Annotated in this window: 15 protein-coding genes; 9 read left to right on the forward strand and 6 right to left on the reverse strand. The window is 46.9% G+C overall.

Annotated elements, in window-relative coordinates; all coding sequences use genetic code 11:
* Positions 1-10: 10 nt before the first annotated feature.
* Positions 11-928: a sulfate adenylyltransferase subunit CysD gene (cysD, locus tag XMM383_RS01610; protein WP_173480855.1), complete on the reverse strand. Its 918-nt coding sequence runs from the start codon at positions 926-928 to the stop codon at positions 11-13.
* Positions 929-1158: 230 nt separating this feature from the next.
* Here cysD and XMM383_RS01615 point away from each other — a divergent pair, with 230 nt between their 5' ends.
* The 7 genes from XMM383_RS01615 (at position 1159) to XMM383_RS01645 (ending at position 9606) form a co-directional block, all read left to right on the forward strand.
* On the forward strand, positions 1159-1944 hold the full coding sequence (locus XMM383_RS01615; protein WP_173494414.1) for a sulfite exporter TauE/SafE family protein: 786 nt from the start codon (positions 1159-1161) through the stop codon (positions 1942-1944).
* Positions 1945-1976: 32 nt separating this feature from the next.
* On the forward strand, positions 1977-3632 hold the full coding sequence (locus XMM383_RS01620) for a nitrite/sulfite reductase (protein ID WP_173484491.1): 1656 nt from the start codon (positions 1977-1979) through the stop codon (positions 3630-3632).
* Positions 3619-4098, forward strand: coding sequence for a DUF934 domain-containing protein (locus tag XMM383_RS01625; protein WP_173484492.1), 480 nt, complete (start codon positions 3619-3621; stop codon positions 4096-4098). The genes XMM383_RS01620 and XMM383_RS01625 overlap by 14 nt, the downstream gene beginning before the upstream one ends.
* Entirely contained in the window at positions 4095-4718 is a 624-nt protein-coding gene (locus XMM383_RS01630; RefSeq protein ID WP_173480859.1) for a phosphoadenosine phosphosulfate reductase family protein, read from the forward strand. The genes XMM383_RS01625 and XMM383_RS01630 overlap by 4 nt, the downstream gene beginning before the upstream one ends.
* Positions 4719-4728: 10 nt before the next feature.
* Positions 4729-6162: a siroheme synthase CysG gene (gene cysG, locus XMM383_RS01635; protein WP_173480860.1), complete on the forward strand. Its 1434-nt coding sequence runs from the start codon at positions 4729-4731 to the stop codon at positions 6160-6162.
* Positions 6163-6403: 241 nt separating this feature from the next.
* Complete coding sequence (locus XMM383_RS01640; protein ID WP_173494415.1) at positions 6404-9202, forward strand: hybrid sensor histidine kinase/response regulator; 2799 nt, start codon at positions 6404-6406, stop codon at positions 9200-9202.
* A 140-nt stretch (positions 9203-9342) separates the two neighbouring features.
* Positions 9343-9606 (forward strand): GIY-YIG nuclease family protein, encoded by a 264-nt coding sequence (locus XMM383_RS01645; protein ID WP_173482443.1) that lies wholly within the window; start codon positions 9343-9345, stop codon positions 9604-9606.
* 218 nt (positions 9607-9824) lie between these two features.
* Here XMM383_RS01645 and nhaD read toward each other — a convergent pair whose 3' ends face one another.
* The 4 genes from nhaD to XMM383_RS01665 form a co-directional block, all read right to left on the reverse strand.
* Positions 9825-11069: a sodium:proton antiporter NhaD gene (nhaD, locus tag XMM383_RS01650; protein ID WP_173482444.1), complete on the reverse strand. Its 1245-nt coding sequence runs from the start codon at positions 11067-11069 to the stop codon at positions 9825-9827.
* A 181-nt stretch (positions 11070-11250) separates the two neighbouring features.
* Positions 11251-13008 carry a DEAD/DEAH box helicase gene (locus XMM383_RS01655; protein WP_173480864.1) on the reverse strand — a complete coding sequence of 586 codons (1758 nt, stop codon included), beginning with the start codon at positions 13006-13008 and terminating at the stop codon, positions 11251-11253.
* Between the two features lie 162 nt (positions 13009-13170).
* Entirely contained in the window at positions 13171-13791 is a 621-nt protein-coding gene (locus XMM383_RS01660) for a glutathione S-transferase family protein (protein WP_173480865.1), read from the reverse strand.
* 4 nt (positions 13792-13795) lie between these two features.
* Positions 13796-14662: a hypothetical protein gene (locus tag XMM383_RS01665; RefSeq protein WP_173480866.1), complete on the reverse strand. Its 867-nt coding sequence runs from the start codon at positions 14660-14662 to the stop codon at positions 13796-13798.
* 118 nt (positions 14663-14780) lie between these two features.
* Between XMM383_RS01665 and smrA the strand changes: the two genes are divergently transcribed.
* Together smrA and XMM383_RS01675 are read left to right on the forward strand one after the other, a co-directional pair.
* Positions 14781-15356 carry a DNA endonuclease SmrA gene (smrA, locus tag XMM383_RS01670; protein WP_217363561.1) on the forward strand — a complete coding sequence of 192 codons (576 nt, stop codon included), beginning with the start codon at positions 14781-14783 and terminating at the stop codon, positions 15354-15356.
* Positions 15356-17284 carry a GNAT family N-acetyltransferase gene (locus XMM383_RS01675; RefSeq protein WP_173494416.1) on the forward strand — a complete coding sequence of 643 codons (1929 nt, stop codon included), beginning with the start codon at positions 15356-15358 and terminating at the stop codon, positions 17282-17284. The genes smrA and XMM383_RS01675 overlap by 1 nt, the downstream gene beginning before the upstream one ends.
* Here the strand turns inward: XMM383_RS01675 and XMM383_RS01680 are convergent.
* Positions 17252-18055, reverse strand: a complete 804-nt coding sequence (locus XMM383_RS01680; protein WP_173480869.1) for an MOSC domain-containing protein — start codon at positions 18053-18055, stop codon at positions 17252-17254. The two genes, XMM383_RS01675 and XMM383_RS01680, sit on opposite strands and share 33 nt — an antisense overlap.

The following is an 18055-nucleotide window of genomic DNA, read 5'->3' on the forward strand; positions in this document are numbered from 1 at the left end:
AATATCTATCCTAGAAATATCCTTCGATTTTCTTCTGTTCCATGGACCCTGCACCGTCATGGTCTATAGCGCGGCCCTGCCTTTCAGAGGTGGTAGCCAATAGCATCTCTTGAATGATCTCAGGCAGTGTTGTGGCTGTAGATTCAACGGCGCCCGTTAATGGATAGCAGCCTAGGGTTCTAAAACGGACCGATTTTTGTTCAGGTACTTCACCGTCATTAAGTGGTAAACGCTCATCATCGACCATGATGGTCATGCCATCTCTCTGAACCACTGGACGCGGCTTAGAAAAGTAAAGTGGTACTAAAGAAATATTCTCTAAGTATATGTATTGCCAGATATCTAGCTCTGTCCAGTTCGATAAAGGAAAGACACGAATGCTCTCGCCTTTATTGATCTCAGTGTTGTAGATATTCCACAGCTCTGGCCTCTGGTTTTTTGGATCCCAACGGTGGTTTTGGTCCCTAAATGAGAAGACGCGTTCCTTGGCGCGAGACGCCTCTTCATCACGACGAGCACCCCCAAATGCGGCATCAAACTGATACTTATTTAGAGCCTGCTTAAGGCCTTGAGTCTTCATGATGTCAGTATGTTTTGCGGACCCATGGACAAAGGGGTTGATGTTCATATCGACGCCCTCCTGATTGATATGAACCAACAGCTCCATACCCGCATCTTTTGCCATCTGATCTCTAAACTCGATCATCTCTCGGAATTTCCAAGTGGTATCGACATGAAGCAGTGGAAAAGGAGGATTGCCAGGGTAAAAAGCCTTACGGGCTAAGTGCAGCATGACTGATGAATCTTTACCGATAGAGTAGAGCATAACAGGGTTATTAAACTCAGCAGCCACTTCACGAATGATGTGAATGCTCTCTGCTTCAAGCTGTTTGAGATGGGTCAAACGATCCGAGCTAATAAGATTCATAGCGCCTCCTTAATTTCGAAAACGCATTATGCATACCAATTTATATAACCCAAAAGAATATATAAAAATTAAGATAGCAGTTTTAGTTATATAAAATTTATCATCTATAAATATTAGCTATATAACTGATTCGGATAATATTACGACTAAATATTATTTTGAGTTATATAGAAAGGTATATATATTCCATTTCGTAATTTATATTCTTATCTTTATAACGGAGCAACCACATGGAATTTGGATACTCTTTTGCTGGCCTTTTGGTTGGTTTCGTTATTGGTTTAACCGGTATAGGTGGTGGCGCGTTGATGACGCCTATATTAATTGTCGGTTTTGGTGTGCCTTTAATAGTGGCTGTGAGTACGGATCTTCTATACGCCGCATTTACTAAAGCGGGTGGCATCATTAATTACGCAAAGAGACAGTTGGTCGAGTGGCGTGTAGCGGCACTGCTGTTGTTGGGGAGTTTGCCAAGCTCATTTTTGACGCTGATTCTTCTCAGTCAGGTTGATTCGGTGGCAACTCTCGAATCAACCATCAACTTAACGCTTGGGATCTCTCTGTTACTCACCTCTATTGCAGTCTTCTTTCGTGAGGCAATTCGTCGTTTTTCAGACAAGCAGTCCGATACGCCTTTTGCGCAAACACTTGTAAAGTTGCGTCCCTATCTAACGGTGCTATGTGGTCTCTTTTTGGGTGGGTTGGTCACACTTTCATCAGTAGGGGCAGGTGCGCTAGGAACCGCCATGCTGATCTTGCTCTATCCGCGTTTTTCAATGGGTACGATCGTTGGAACGGACTTAGTCCATGCCGTCGTGCTCACGGCTTTCTCAGGGTTTGGTCACATGCAGATGGGTACAGTGGATTTGGAGCTTTTGGCCTACCTATTAGTGGGCTCACTGCCCGGGGTTTGGTTAGGCAGTCGATTAGGGGCGAATCTATCTCCTAAATTGATGCAGCCGATTATCGGCAGTCTGTTAATGGCGATAGGTATCCGTTTCGTTTTAGCGGTTTAAAAGAATATTTCAGTAAAGGGTTAGGGTAGACGATGTATATCTATAACGACGTTGATCAAAAGATCGTTGATGAGCGTGTTGAACAGTATCGCGATCAAACCAAGCGGTACCTAGAAGGGAACTTGAGTGATGACGAGTTTCTAGCACTCCGTCTGATGAATGGTCTCTATATCCAGAGACAGGCACCTATGCTTAGGGTAGCTATTCCCTATGGAACGATGACCTCGACTCAGTTAAGAGCTTTGGCTGCGATCTCTAGAAAATATGACAGAGGCTATGGTCACTTTACGACGCGTACCAATATTCAATTTAACTGGCCAAAACTTGAAGAGGTGCCTGATATTTTGGCGGATCTCGCTAAGGTTCAACTGCATGCGATCCAGACTTCAGGCAACTGTATTCGAAATACGACCACTGATCACTTTGCTGGCGTTTCCGCAACTGAAGTTTCGGATCCTAGGCCATGGTGTGAGCTGATTCGTCAGTGGTCGACTCTGCATCCTGAATTTGCCTATCTTCCACGAAAATTTAAGATCGCTATTACCTCAGGGCCAGAAGACCGTGCAGCTACTCAAGTTCATGACGTTGGCTTGCACCTCATCAAGAACGCTCAGGGCGAGCTAGGCTTCGAGGTATTAGTTGGCGGTGGTTTAGGGCGTACACCGAAGATAGGTAAAGTGATTCGTCAGTTCTTACCCGCTAATGAGGTGATCTCTTACTTGGAGGCAATCCTGAGGGTTTATAACTTAAAGGGGCGTCGTGATAACAAGTATAAAGCTCGAATCAAGATATTAGTTGATGCGCTGGGTGCTGATGCGTTTCGTGATCTTGTCGAAGAGGAGTGGCTGCATCTCAAAGGGAGTGATTTGCAAATTACTCAAGAGGAGATTGAACGGGTCAGTGACTTTTTCACGCCACATGACTACAACACTGAAGCTGCTGCTGACACGACATTGGATCACTATCTAGAGACCCATTCAGAGTTTAAACATTGGTATCAGAGAAATACACATCAGCACAAAGTGCCTGGCTATCGTGCAGTGACTGTCTCCCTTAAGCCGCAGTTGGGAGCGCCGGGGGATATCACAGCCTTGCAGATGGATCTGGTGGCAGAGTTGGCGGATCGTTACTCCTTTGGACAGATACGCTCAACGCATCATCAAAATCTTCTATTGGCCGATGTTGAACAGAGAAACTTGTACTCCGTTTGGCTAGCGCTCAGTGATGCAAATTTAGCTCGTGCCAATATCGGTACGTTAACCGATATGATTGTCTGCCCTGGGTTTGATTTCTGTTCTTTGGCCAATGCAAAAACCCTGAACATTGCTCAGCAGATTAATGATGCCTTTGATGATGTTGATTATCTGCATGATCTTGGTGATATACGCCTCAATATGTCGGGATGTATTAATGCCTGTGCCCATCACCATGTGGGCCATATCGGTATCCTAGGTGTCGATAAGAAGGGTGAGGATTGGTATCAAATCACACTGGGTGGATCGAGCGAAGCCGATGCATCACTGGGTAAAGTGCTGGGACGAGCTGTCGCTGCTGATGAGGTGGCCGATACGTTAAAACGTCTTCTAGAAACCTATGTGGAACTACGAAAGGGTGATGAGCTGTTTATCGATTGCGTGCGCCGACTAGGTGTTGAGCCGTTTAAGGAGAGAGTCTATGCCGTTGCTTAAGCATAAAACCTTAGTCAGTGATGATCCTTGGGTTTTTCAGGAAGAGTTTTCAGACGTTACAGAGTCATCCATCGTTGTGCCATTCACTCAGCTTCTTCAGCAAGTGACGATTGCACAACCTCAGGAACGATTGGGCGTCAGACTCAGCAGTGAGGAGTCACTGGATGATCTGATTCCACGTTTAAATCAGGTATCGCTGGTTGAAATCTATTTTGAAGCGCTACGCGACGGTAGAGGCTTCAGTTTTGCTCGCCTGTTACGTCGTGAAGGTTTCCAGGGTGAGATACGTGCCAGCGGTGAGGTGAGCCGTGATCGACTGGATTATCTCTATCGGTGTGGCTTTGACTCAGTGCTGTTGCAGGCTCCGATCGATGCTGAACAAGCCCAAACAGCCTATCAAGAAATTTCCGTGCACTATCAGGCTGATGCGCGAAACGACCAACCCATCTATAGGCAGACATTATGAGCTTAGATATTAAAAAGGCTAATCAACAACTCGCCGGTGCAACCCCTCAAGCGATTGTCGAGTGGGCACTAGAGCAGGGTGATAACCCGATTATTACGACCAATTTTCGTCCCTATGAGTCGGTCATTCTGCATCTAGTGACCTCCATTAAACCGGATATTAAAGTGCTTTGGGTTGACTCAGGTTACAACACCTCGGCGACCTACCGCTTCGCCGAAAAGCTAATCCAAGACCTAAATCTGAATGTGATTACCTATGTGCCAGCACAAACAGCAGCGCATCGTAATGTGGTCATGGGTGGCATCCCTGACGTGGATAGCCCACTGCATGAAACCTTTACACAGCAGGTCAAAATCGAGCCATTTCAGCGGGCTCTTACTGATCTGAAGCCGGACGTCTGGTTTAACGCCATTCGAAAAGATCAGACTGAGTTTAGACAGTCACTGGACGTCTTAAGCCAATCAAAAGATGGTGTGCTGAAGGTGGCGCCACTGTTTGAGCTGACAGAGGCTCAACTTGAGTCCTATCTGCTAGAACACAATTTGCCGAATGAGCATGACTATTTTGATCCAACTAAAGCGCTAGAGACCCGTGAGTGCGGGCTTCATACGCAACTGTAGAGCCACTCTTATGGAATATTTACCGCTCTTTTTTGATCTTAAAAACCGACCTGTTCTACTGGTAGGTGGCGGCGACGTGGCTTTGCGTAAAGCACGGCTATTAACACGTGCTGGCGCGCTCATTCATCTTATAGCACCAGAGGTGTGTGAAGAGGTGAAAATGCTGGTTGAGCAGAAGGGTGGTCAGGTTGAGCTAGGTAAGTATCGTAAATCTCTACTGCAAGGCAGAGTCTTGGTCGTCGCCGCGACCGATTATCAGTCGCTCAATGAGTCGATCTCTTTTGACGCGCGTTCTGCTAATGTTCCGGTCAACGTTGTAGACAGTCCTGCACTCTGTACGTTTATCTTTCCGGCTATTGTCGATCGATCCCCAATCGTTGTCGGTATCTCTTCGGCGGGTAAAGCACCGGTCTTAGCGAGAAATCTTCGAGCACGACTGGAGACTCTCATCCCTCAAGGCTATGCCGACTTAGGTGCATTGGTGGGACGGTTTAGACAGCAGGTGAAACAGAAATTTTCCACCGTTGATGGTCGTCGCCTATTTTGGGAGAAGATACTGTCAGGCCCTGTCGCCGAAAAGGTATTTGCAGAACAGCAAGATGAGGCTGAGCAGTTACTTAGGTCAGCGATTGAAGCGGCCGAAGATAAAGCACCAATGGGTGAAGTCTATCTGGTCGGCGCAGGGCCAGGGGATCCTGAACTGCTGACCTTTAAAGCACTGCGTTTGATGCAGCAGGCCGATGTGGTGTTGTATGACGCCTTGGTCTCACCGGAGGTGGTGGATCTTTGTCGTCGAGATGCCGATTTAATCTTTGTGGGTAAACGCCGTGATCAACATACCTTGCCACAAGAGGGGATTAACGAGCTGCTAGTCAAACATGCGAAACAGGGTAAGCGAGTGGTCCGCCTAAAAGGGGGGGATCCGTTCATCTTCGGCCGTGGCGGTGAAGAGCTTCAAACCTTGTCAGAGCAGGGAGTGCCTTTTCAGGTAGTGCCAGGCATTACAGCGGCCAGTGCCTGCAGTAGTTACTCGGGTATTCCCTTAACTCACCGCGATTTTGCTCAATCCGTTCGATTTGTAACCGGGCAGTTAAAGAGCCGACAAGCAGAATTGGATTTCTCAGATCTATTAGCTACGAATGAGACGCTGGTCTTCTATATGGGATTGCACACTTTGCCAGAAATCTCTGCGGGATTGATGGGTGCGGGTCGTTCAGCCTCTACACCGGTCGCCATTGTCTCTCGTGGTACCTGTAAGGATCAAAGAGTGTTAACCGGTACACTATCGACAATATCCGATCTACAAGAGAGTGCCCAACTTCCCGCGCCATCCATCATCATCGTCGGCGAGGTGGTTAAGCTTCACTCAGAACTGGCCTGGTTTGGTGAGGTTCATCAAGAGGCTAATCATGCTTTAGAGCAGGTACAGCAACTTTCCGCTTAATAGTTTGTAGGTTGGCATGGCTTTTGCTTAACCCACAGTAGATAGGCATCAAAGTTAATGATGCTCGAAACTGTTTAGGTTAGGTGTTGGATTATTCATGCTGAACTATTGTTTTTATTTATGCGTCGCGTTTTGCAAATATTTTGCAAAAGCTAAATCCCAGTTGTTGTTCTCTCTACTGATCTCAATCCCATTAACAGCGACTTCGGCGTCCCATAAGCCAGTGGATCCTAATCGGATAATGATTCTGTTTACTGGCCACGAACAGATCCCTTTTCAGCAAGAGGTTTTTCAGGGATTTATTGATGAACAGTATCAGCTACTGGTTAATCAATCTGAGTTATTTACAAAAGAGGTTTACATCCACCGATTGGATGCTTTCAGAAGTGAGCCGGATTACCTTCGTCACAATATCGATTCCCTTTATAAAAATTACCCTAAACTACCCGCTACGATCATAGCCGAAGGCAATTTTGCCCTGCGAGTCGCGCAGGGTCTCTCCAGTAAGCAACCCAATGCAATTGATGTTGTTTCTGTTAACACCAACATGTCTGCACTTCCCGGATTTTCGAAAGGGGAGCTGTTTGATCTAGAGAAAACGCTGGATTCAATCCCAAGGCTATTTCCAAACATCAAAGAGTTGGTTGTTCTTGCCCCAGCCTCACGTAGAGTAGAGGTTGAAGATCTCTGGGATTTCAACTTTGCCGATCAGTTTGATTTAACCCTACTTGATGAGTCGTTAAGTTTTGACGAGACCCTATCCACATTAAAAAAGCTCCCGGCAGATCGAGTCATTCTATGGTTAGGTCGTGGTACTGGGTCGGTCTCTGAAGATGGTTTGCCGATACAGCTAACTAAACAGATTGTTGAACTTGATGTGGCCCCTTTTATATCGATGCAGAGCTCAAGCCTTAAGGCCGGTGGTTTAGGTGGCTATATGACCCTATCTAAAGAGCTGGGTCAAAAGATAGCACTATTGGCTTATGGTCAATCTGAAGGTTATGAACCACCTCAAAAGCGCTATATTTTGGATTATAACGAGCTAGAGCGTTGGAAGGCTGATACGTCTAATCTTAAGGGGCCAATCTCGATCATCAATGAGCCTCTCTCTATATTTACCGAGAGACAAGTTCAGACATACATCGGCCTACTTTTATTGATGGCTGCACTGTTGTCAGCTCTGTTTGCCTGGTGGAATTGGCATCAGTTAACCCTTCGAAATCGCCAGCTATCGAAGATAGAGTCTCTAGATAGACAGCTCCATTTAGCATTATCAACATCGAAGTTGGTGCTATTTGAGGAGAATGTTACTCATCAGACGGCTGAATGGATAGAAAAAGGTCCAAATGAGCCTGGATTGCCACTTGTAGGTGAGGCTAGATTAAATGCCACTGAACCTAGATATCGCGATCAAATCAGTGATGCGCTTGCTCAAACGGGTGTGGTCGTTGAGTACCCACTCTTTATAGAAGAATTGAATATGGAGAAATGGGTTAGAACTTCTTCAATTTCTGAATATACCAATAGTCAGGGTGAGCTGATTCGGATTCAGCTGTCACAGGATGTAACGGACATTAAAGAGAAAGAGTTGGCGCTTGCAGAGTCGGTAAAACGGACTGAAAAAGTACTGCAGCAGCTTAACGATGTTTCTGAATTTGGTGATATAGGACTCTTTCACAGTGATTTGATCAACGGTGTCGTCACGGCGAATGATGTCTTTAGATCCCTCTATGATCTCCCTAAAGATCAGTATCCGACGATTACTCAAGAGGATATCAGCACACGTATCGCTGCGGACAGTGGAGAGGATCAGCTTAAAAATCAACTCCACAATTGGCAATCAAATAATTTTCAAAAGATTCAGAGAGAGTTGTTACTCCCCTCTGGTGAGAGGCGTTACCTTGAGTTGAATGCTCGTCCTGAAGTGAAAGAGGGTGTATTGCAGGGGTTTAGCGGCGCAGTCATCAATCGTACAGATGATGTTCTGCTCAGGCATCAACTGGAGGTTACGCTTACTGAGCGCAGTCTGGCTGTCAAACGGTTAGAAGAGACGCTGCAAAAACAGAAACAGATGTTTGCTGTGATTGGTCATGAACTTCGAACACCGGCTGCGGCACTGAATATGATGTTGGAAGCGGACGATGCGGCGATTACAGAGTCGTTTGGTGATATTCGCTCAACCAGTCAGCACCTGTTAGCGGTATTGCATGATTTACGATCGGTGGTTGAACCAGAACTGATTCAAGAGAGAGCGCTCTCTAATGCTCGTCCAATAGAGATAATAGAGCGATCACTGACACCACTTAAAACGATGCTCGATAATAAACAGATTCGATGCTCGGTAAAATCGAATGATATGGCAGGTCACCAATTTAATCTCGATCAGCGGGGTATTCGACAGGTTTTAACCAACTTGGTTAAGAATGCCGTTGTGCACGGGCATGGAGGTATGGTTCAAGTTCAGGTCGAAGTATTTACTCCATCATCAGCCGATGAGGGGGCTATGCATCAGCTTAGTATCTCGGTTGAAGATGATGGTCGTGGTATTCCTACCTCTCAGTATGAGTCGATTTTTGAACCCTTTGAAAGAGGCGATACAGATGCGGATGGAACCGGATTAGGGCTCTCAATCTGTCGTGAGATCATTCAAGCGAATGGCGGTACGCTCAATGTTAAAGAGAGTGAGGCGCTAGGAGGTGCTTGCTTCACAATCAATATGCCGGTTGAGCTTAAGCAGTCAGCAACCCCGGATGAGACTGCATCGATGGTATCACTAGAGGGATTGAGTGTTTTGATGGCAGAAGACAATTTGATGCTCAGAAAGCTTAGTGAAAACTTACTGCAAAAATTGGGGGCTAACCCCGTTCTTGTGGAAAATGGCCAGCTGGCTCTAGATCTGTTTAATAAACAGAAATGGGATCTGATCATAACGGATATCTTTATGCCGGAGATGAACGGTTATGAGTTGGTCGAAGCGATACGTGCGACAGGAAGTGATGTGAAGGTGTTAGGAGTAACCGCCGCAACGGTCGGTAACTAACGAGATCTGTTGTTAAAAGCTGGTGCTGATGTCGTTATGGGTAAACCGATCACCTCTGAATCTTTGCAAAACGCTCTGTTGCAGTTGCAGCTAAGGGTGTGATTATATCTAGGCTTTAATCTTTATTAAGAGCGTTTGGCTTGTCTCACTGGTTTGTTTACGTCGTTCGTTGTTCCGATAAAACCCTCTATACAGGCGTTACCACGGATCCCACTAGACGACTCCGTCAACATAATGGTGAACTGGTTGGGGGCGCTAAATACACACGAGCTAGACGACCTGTGGAGCTTATCTGGCATGAGCAACATGCAGATCGTTCAAGTGCCACGCAGCGCGAGTGCGCAATTAAGCGGATGACTTTACAGCAAAAAACTCAATTAATAGGGTCGTGTCAGTTAGGATGATCTTAGCTTACTGAATGGAATTTTTTTCAGTTGAACTCCAGACCCATGGGTCTAAACTGAATAGTGAAAAGTCTGAAGCTGATATCCAGTGGTTGGCTTACCTGGCCCGGGTTTGAAGGGTATTACGAGTCGAAATATTGCTTTCGGCCAAGCGGGCGGCAACTCACTGTTTAGAAGTTATGGTTAACAGTAAGAGTGTCGCCCGTTTTCATTGTGCGTTAGACGAAATAGCTACCTAAAAGATAACTGCTAAGGTAACCGACTAAAAACGCAATCGAGAGATAGACGACGTAGCGTGCATAGCTTCCGAAATTTAGGATATCCACTTTAGACATTGCAACGATGCCGGCTGCTGACCCAATTGCCAACAGCGACCCCCCAACACCCACAGAATAAGTTAAGGATAACCACTCGGCTTTAGACATCTCTACTCCAGATTTGAGCAGTGCCGCTGTCAAAGGTACGTTATCGACAAAGGCTGAGAAGACACCCATCGCAAAGTTTGCAACGGTGATGGGTAGGACCTGATAGATGCCTACTAAACTGTCTAGGGTTCCAATCTCTTTGAGCATCCCCACCAATAGCAAAATACCCAAAAAAAACATCAATGTATCGAACTCGATGCGTCTAACGTAGTCCAACAGGTTTTCACGAGTGTCCTCTTCGTAGAGAAAACGGCCCAGCAGAAACATGATGGATAGTCCAAAAAGGAAGGTCAAAACCGGTGGGATGCCCGCAACAATATTGAGAATAATGGTCGAAATAATGGTTGCTAGAAATATAACCGCAATGGCTTTACCGACCTTGTCGTCCTTGCGAGGGGTAGGGGTAATAATCACCTGACCTACCAAGGGTCTAGAGAGCATGGCCGCTAACAGCATGGTGCTTACGAAGGCTGGTACTGAAAGTAGCAGTAGGTCAGTAATCTCTACCTTGCCGGCTAGAAATACCATTAATGTGGTCACATCGCCGGTAATCAGCGATACACCACCAGAGTTGACTGCAAATACAACCAGTACAGAGAGTCTAAGGGTTTTGCGTCTCTCTAACCCTAGCGATAGTACCAAGGCAATGGAGACCAGGGTGGCTGTGATGTTGTCACAAAGACTTGAAAAGACAAAGGAGAAGATGCCAACCAGAAAGATGAGTTTGCGTTCACTGATTTGACTGGGCAGTAGTCTATATATAAGCGTCTCAATCAGTCCTTGATGGTTTAAAAAGGCGACAAAGGTCATCGCGGACATTAAAAATAGCCAAAGCCCTGCGATATCTAAAAGGTTTTCATTGAGCATACCCCTGAGTTGCTCAGGCGTAACACCTTGTTCAGGAAACAGGAAGATCAATATCCAAGAGAGCGTGCCTAGAAACAGAGTCGATTTCGCTTTGTTCAGATGAATTACCTCTTCAAACACAATGGCTAACAGTGCAATCAGAGCAAAAGCGATGAGAGTGTAGTGGAGCATAGATAATCCTTATCAGATATTGGCAAAGCTGTGCCTCTAAAGGATCGTCAGTTTACTACTTTAGTTGGATTTGATTATTAATAAATCAACGTATTAGGTGGGTTTTTAAGACTGGTTTTGCATAAGCTTATAGTTGGGTAGAGGAGGATACTCAGCCCCTTAGGCTGAGTATCGGATACCGTTAGGCTTTTTCTGCGCGTGGTTTGCGATTGCCTTTAGGTTTGCTGTTGCGGTCGCGCGGTGGTCCTTTACGACGCGTTGGTTTACCTGACATCTCATCCTGCCATGGGCGAATCGACAACTGTTTGCCGCAGACACGAGCATCGGCAATTTTCTTCAATTGTGCATGCTTAAGATCATTTGGAAGATCAATCGTTGAGAAGTTCTCGCTGATGCTGATACGTCCAATCAGATCACTGCTGATATTCGCTTCGTTTGCGATCGCACCGACGATGTTACCCGGCTTAACGCCTTGTTGGTGGCCAACGCCGATCCAGTAACGGGTCTTACCTTCGTCTGCACCAGAGTCACGACGAGGTTTACGATCACCTCTTTCACCGCGCTCGCCACGATCAGAGCGTTCACGACGTGGGCGCTCTTTAAAGCTGGGCTCCTTCTCATCAAGATAGAAGGGCTTATCTTTGTAGATAAGCTGAAGTGCAGCAGCGGCCAGGGCAGAGGCTGTGATACCGCTCTCTGTTACGAGTTCTGTAATCAAGTTATGGAAGTCAGCTGTCTGCGGTTTATCAATCGCATTAACAAGACGCTCTTTTAGGCGCTGTGAACGTAATTGGTTCAGAGCTTTAGCATCGGGAAGTTCAAGTGTTTCAAGTGTTGAACGCGTGTGGCGTTCAATCGACTTAAGCAAGCGGCGCTCACGATGAGTCACAAAAAGAACCGCATCACCTTGACGACCTGCACGTCCTGTACGACCAATTCGGTGTACGTAAGATTCAACATCGTAAGGGATATCGAAGTTAATAACGTGGCTAATACGCTCAACATCAAGACCGCGTGCTACGACATCGGTCGCCACGACAACATCAAGTTTGCCAGACTTTAGACGGCCTACAACGCGTTCACGTTGTGCTTGCTGAATGTCACCGTGCAGTGCAGCTGCATAGAAGCCTGCCTGAATAAGCTGTTCTGATAGCTCTTCAGTCGCTGTCTTAGTTCTAACAAAGATCAGTGCTGCGTCGTGCTCATGCATTTCGAGTAGGCGAGTTAACGCTTGGAACTTAGAGAGGCCACGAACTTCCCAAACGCGCTGGCGAATGGTGCTGGCTGTCTCAGTCTTGCTTTGAATCTTTACGTGCACAGGGTTTTGTAGGTAACGCTCAGTGATCGTTTTAATTTCACGTGGCATCGTCGCCGAGAAGAGTGCGATCTGACGAGTAGGTGGCGTGTGTTCAAGCACCCACTCTACATCGTCAATAAAACCCATGCGTAACATCTCATCCGCCTCATCCAGTACCAAACACTTTAGTTTGTCTAGGCTAAGAGTGCCGCGACGAACATGGTCCATGACACGGCCTGGTGTACCAATAATGACATGCACACCCTTACGTAGAGAGCGAAGTTGTGTGTCGTAACCCTGTCCACCATAGATTGATAGTGTACGTAGACCAGGGATGTACTTAGAGTACTTTTCGCAGGCTTCAGCTACCTGAATGGCGAGTTCGCGAGTTGGAGCAAGTACCAATACCTGTGGGTGGATCTTGCTAGTATCGACGTTCTGTAGAAGCGGCAGAGCGAAGGCGGCTGTTTTACCAGTACCCGTTTGCGCTTGCCCTAGAATATCACGGCCATCAAGAAGGGCTGGAATAGCGCCGGCTTGGATAGGAGAAGGTGTTTCATAGCCTACGTCAGAGAGTGCGTCGAGAATAGGCGTGCTTAAGCCAAGATCACTAAATGTGATCGGCTGATCAGTATCAGACATCAGATTTCCTGCTTTTAGGGGATCCCGTTACCCGCGGCCCATAAGTCAAAAGCAGGTGGAGGATCGTTGAAAGAGGCGCAAATTATACAGACTTTAGGCTAATAAGCCAGCTGTTTATTTTTTAAACAACAAAAAGGCCCGCCATGAAAGCGGGCCTGAACATTATGTGCTAGGCATCTCTAGCCCTTTAGAGACAAAGTCAAAGGACTTCATTCGCTCAATATAAGCGGCCACATTGGGGTATTGATCAGGTTCTATTTTTTGAAATTCAAAGCGATTTGCCCATGGAAAGATTGCGAAGTCAGCAATCGACAGTTGATCACAAACAAAGTCGCGTCCTTCCAATTGTTTATCCAGAACACCCCAAAGACGATGCGCCTCTTTGCAGTAGCGATCAACCGCGTAGGGGATAGGTTCCGGTGCAAATTTATTGAAGTGATGTGCCTGTCCAAGCATAGGTCCAAATCCACCCATCTGCCACATTAGCCACTGCATCACTTGCCAGTAGGCTTTAGGTTCTGTGGGCATAAACTGGCCACTTTTCTCGGCGAGATAGAGCAGGATAGCACCGGTTTCAAATAGGGAGATAGCCTCGCCATTAGGACCATCATGATCAACGATGGCGGGTATCTTATTGTTGGGACTGATGGCTAGAAATTCAGGTTTGAACTGTTCATCGTTAAGAATATCGACTCTATGGAGTTGATATTCGAAACCACAGGCTTCAAGCATGATTCGGATCTTATGGCCGTTTGGTGTGCCCCAGGTGTAGAAATCGATCATCTGATTAGCCTCGTGTGAAGTGTTGGTAAATTTTAATCAGCTCCTCTTCACTATAACTAACAATCACCAACTGTTGACCGGGTTTAATCAGGTCTGGATCCTGACCCAGCATTCCCTGTTGGTAGTTGTAAATGTAGATGTCGTTCACCTTAGAGTAGAGGAACTCGCCTAAGAAAGAGGAGCGTTGATTCTCAAGCACTTCGTCAGCAAGTTCTGGAATCTCTGCGATGAGCGTTTGTCCGTTCTCACCACTGAGCTTGATCCCTTCACGGAAGGTGTTGGTAAGGCCACGCTGCAATATGCCCCAGAGCCCTTGCATGTCGTTGGGGGTTACCGCATGAATGTAGAAGACACTGCCGGCAGCGATGTCGGGATTAGATAGAAGCTCTTTAAGACGAATTTTGTCTCCGGGTGACAGTGTTTTGGTATTGATAACATTGTCTTCAGAGATGAGTTTCATCATCTGATCAGGCTTCACCGATTCATTGCTGACGAGTGGCTGCTTCACAACAAGGGTTGAGGTTTGTACACCCTGGGTTTGAGCCTCATCAGCGGCCTCCATAGCTGTCTGAATGGTCTCTACTTGAGCGGCCTCACTCTTCATGTTGGGTAGTTCTAGCAGTTGATCACCGGTAACAAAGTTATTCGCTTGTTTAATATCGAGCGCTTCATCTTTGGTCTCTTCGGTCAGTGTTTTAATGACCTTTTTGGCCGCTTTTTCTGTCTCTGCAAGGGGCTGTTGTGAGGGGGTGCTTTGTGGTTGCACACTTTCGCCGGTTTGGGAGTCAGTGGATATTTCCGGTTTGTTCAGGAAAAGGTAAGTCGATACTGCAATGATAATCAGAATAAGAGCGATAATGACGCGTTGCATAGTGGTGTGTCCTTAACAGGCGACTGATTCGAATCAGGGTTGTTATTCGTTATTACAGCAACAATAATCACTTTATTGACCGGTTTAAAGTCTTTCTGCCGGTTTTGAGGTAATGAGTGTGTCTGATCAAGAGATTACAAACGATTTCACATCGTTAATGCTAGGTGAAGGAGTTAAACCGATTAAGGCAGAGGCTAAGGTCTCTGCGCGCGAGCACTTAAGACGTGGTGATATGCAGGCTCTTGAACAGCGTCGACGTGAGGCCGAAGGGGTTGATGAGCGCTTTCGATTTACTGACAATCAACTGTTGAACCCCTTGGACCCTGTCGAGTGGAAACGCGATGGCGTTCAAGAGGGGGTCTATCGCAATCTCCGTTTGGGTAAATACACTGTCGATGCGCGCCTTGATTTGATTAACAGAACGCTCTCTGAGGCCTGTGAAGAGGTGCCTAATTTTGTAAAGGAGTGTTACCGATTGGGTCTACGCACAGTCATGATTACCCATGGACGTGGCAAGCATCTGCAGGCACCTCAGAACAAGATGAAAAGTGCACTGACACTCTGGCTGCCAAACATTGATGAGGTGTTAGCCTTTCATAGCTGTCAGCCCCAGCATGGGGGGCTTGCAGCGATCTATCTGTTGTTACGTAAGAATGAAGAGCAGCGCCTCGCCAATCTAGAGCGTCATCGATAGTGGCCATCAACGATCGAAAACTGGTTTGGCTTCAGTGTGAGTCAGAAGTAGAGGCAGGTCAGGCGATCAATCAGCTTAAGGATCAACTCCCTCTCAACTCTATGAAAGGGTTGTTAGTCGGTCAGTCGCAAGAGGGTTTTAGTTCGATTAGAGCCGATCGATTAGCGACAGAGCTTGGTCAATCCATTGACTACCTTATCTTCAATGCATTTGACGGCTTCACACCTAATGCTCTGGCCCAAGGGGCGGGCCTTGTTCGGGCTCCTGGTGTACTGATTTTGATCACTCCTAAAGCGTCTGTTTGGCCCAATTATGCTGATCCGTTTTTACAAGCCTTGGGGCAGTCTGAAAGTTATTATTCAAACTACATACAATTATTAATCAATAGTTTAAATCATAGTAGTAATATTATTTATGATATTGACGCCGTCGAGCTCAATAGTACAACTAGCACTCAATTATCTGAATCAATAGCCCTAACTGCTGACCAACAGGCTGTGGTGGATAACCTGCTTGATGACTGGTCTCTATCGACCTCTACCAGAGTTATTACAGCAGACAGAGGTCGCGGCAAATCCTCAGCTTTGGGCCATGCGTTAAAACAGTCTGATTGGGAGTCCAATCAGGTCATTGTGACGGCACCGGATAAGCGCGCCGTTTACTCTCTCTATCAGCAGAGCGATGAGTTTCAGCCGCGCTTCCTCCATCCTGCTGAAGCCTTACAGGAGCTGCGTACCAACCCCGATATTCGACTGTTGGTGATTGATGAAGCCGCCGCGATTGCAACGCCTCTGCTTGATCAACTGGTTGAAATTGCCAATCATCTAGCAGTCTCGACAACGGTTAATGGCTATGAAGGATTTGGGCGTGGTTTCTCTCTTCGTTTTCTACAACGTTTGGGTCTACAGCGAGAGGGTGTTAACTACTCCCAGCTGGCTGAACCGGTTCGATGGTCTCAAGGGGATCAGCTTGAAGAGACGATCAATGAACTGCTGTTTCTGACTGAAGGCGAGCCGTCTAAGGCGTTCTCAGGCTTTGATGACTGCGTGTATGGTTTAGAACTCGATGGCCTTGTTAGCCATCCTGATCGATTACAGGCGATCTATCAGCTTCTACACCTAGCTCACTACCGAACCTCACCCAACGACCTACGAGTTCTACTCGACTCCCCAGGGCAATCTATTTTCGCGACAGTGCAGGGCGGAGTGTTGGTTGGTGTTGCGTGGATTTCAGAAGAGGGTGAGCTGTCTGCTGAGCTCTCTGAGGCGATCGCTCAGGGTGTTCGACGGCCAAATGGCAATCTACTTCCGCAAACACTCATATTCTCTGAGGGTATGGTCACACTAGGTACCAAGCGCTTCTGGCGAATTGCACGTATTGCGGTCGTGCCAGATTTCAGAAGATCAGGCATTGCCGCAGCTATGCTCCGTTCTATTGAAGCGAAAGCGATTGCGTCTCAGATCGACTTCATGGGAGCTAGCTTTGCTGGATACCAAGAGGTGTGGCAGTTTTGGAACGCTTCTGGCTACAGAGCGATTCGTATGGGCGATCGTATCGATCCGGTGGCGGGTGAGCCCGCATTGCTGGTTATGAAAGCGTTAAACGCCAACGCCACAGACGATATTCAGTTTCTATGCGAGCAGGCAGTTTCTCGTTATCAATTTGAGATTGAGAGAGAGTTGAGGTCGGCAATGCCAGTTGGTTTTGAGGCTCTACCTAAAACGCTTGAGCAGAGAGCTTTATCGTCTCATCAGATTGAGTCTTTAAAGCGCTTTGCTCAGGGCAGTGCGCCACTCACACTAGTAAGACCTTGGATTGAGTTGTTAGATAAGGGGGTTGCGCATAACGAGGTTGGTCACCTTGAACTTAAACCGAACAAGCATCAACTCAAGGCTTTACGACATAGGGTGTCCCAGTTCATCGACTAGGGTCACTTTATCCCCAAGAGAGACCTTTCCAGGCTTTACCAAGCTAATATTTTGGCCAAAGTTGATCTCCCCATTCGGTCCAGAGTGAATTGCCTGCAGTGTGCGGAGCGGTTCCTGATGGCTATCTTTCAATCCAGTGATGGGATCGCGTGTGACTAAAACACAGCGTTCGCATGGCTTGCGACGTTCAAATATGGCCTCTCCGATTTGAAACCGACTCCAGCTATCTTCAATCCAGGGTATTGAACTGTCGATGACAAGGTTAGGTCTAAATCGAGCCATTTCAAACAGCCCGCCTGATGCATGGTTAAGTGCATCCAGTGAGGCGGTATTGGTCAGTAGAATAGGGTAACCATCACTGAGTATTGGGCCCCACTCATAGCGCTTTTCTGCAAGTTCTGTTGCCTGACTGTCGTTAAACACTAGGCAGACTTTGCGTTCGAACAGGGAATCCAGCGTCTTATTATTGAGCCTGATTCGTTGTACTGAGGTAATCCGACTCCAAACAGTGACGCTGAGTCTCTCCGATGAGCTGAAATCACCCTTCGCAATCATCTTGTTTTTGTAGAGGATAGAGAGAGTCTGACCGTCTGACTCGATGTTCAGATCCAGCAGAATCGGATCTTTTCTAGCTGTTATAAACCGCCCATCCTCTTCCGCTAGCATGAAACGACGGTCGCCAACGATCCCTTTAGTTTCTATGTTCGCTTGCTCTAAATGCACGGCCTGACCCGACTTGATCGGGTAGCGGATGATGTCGACGAGTTTCAT

This window comes from Marinobacterium sp. xm-m-383 (genome assembly GCF_013283255.1).
GTDB lineage: Bacteria > Pseudomonadota > Gammaproteobacteria > Pseudomonadales > Balneatricaceae > Marinobacterium_E.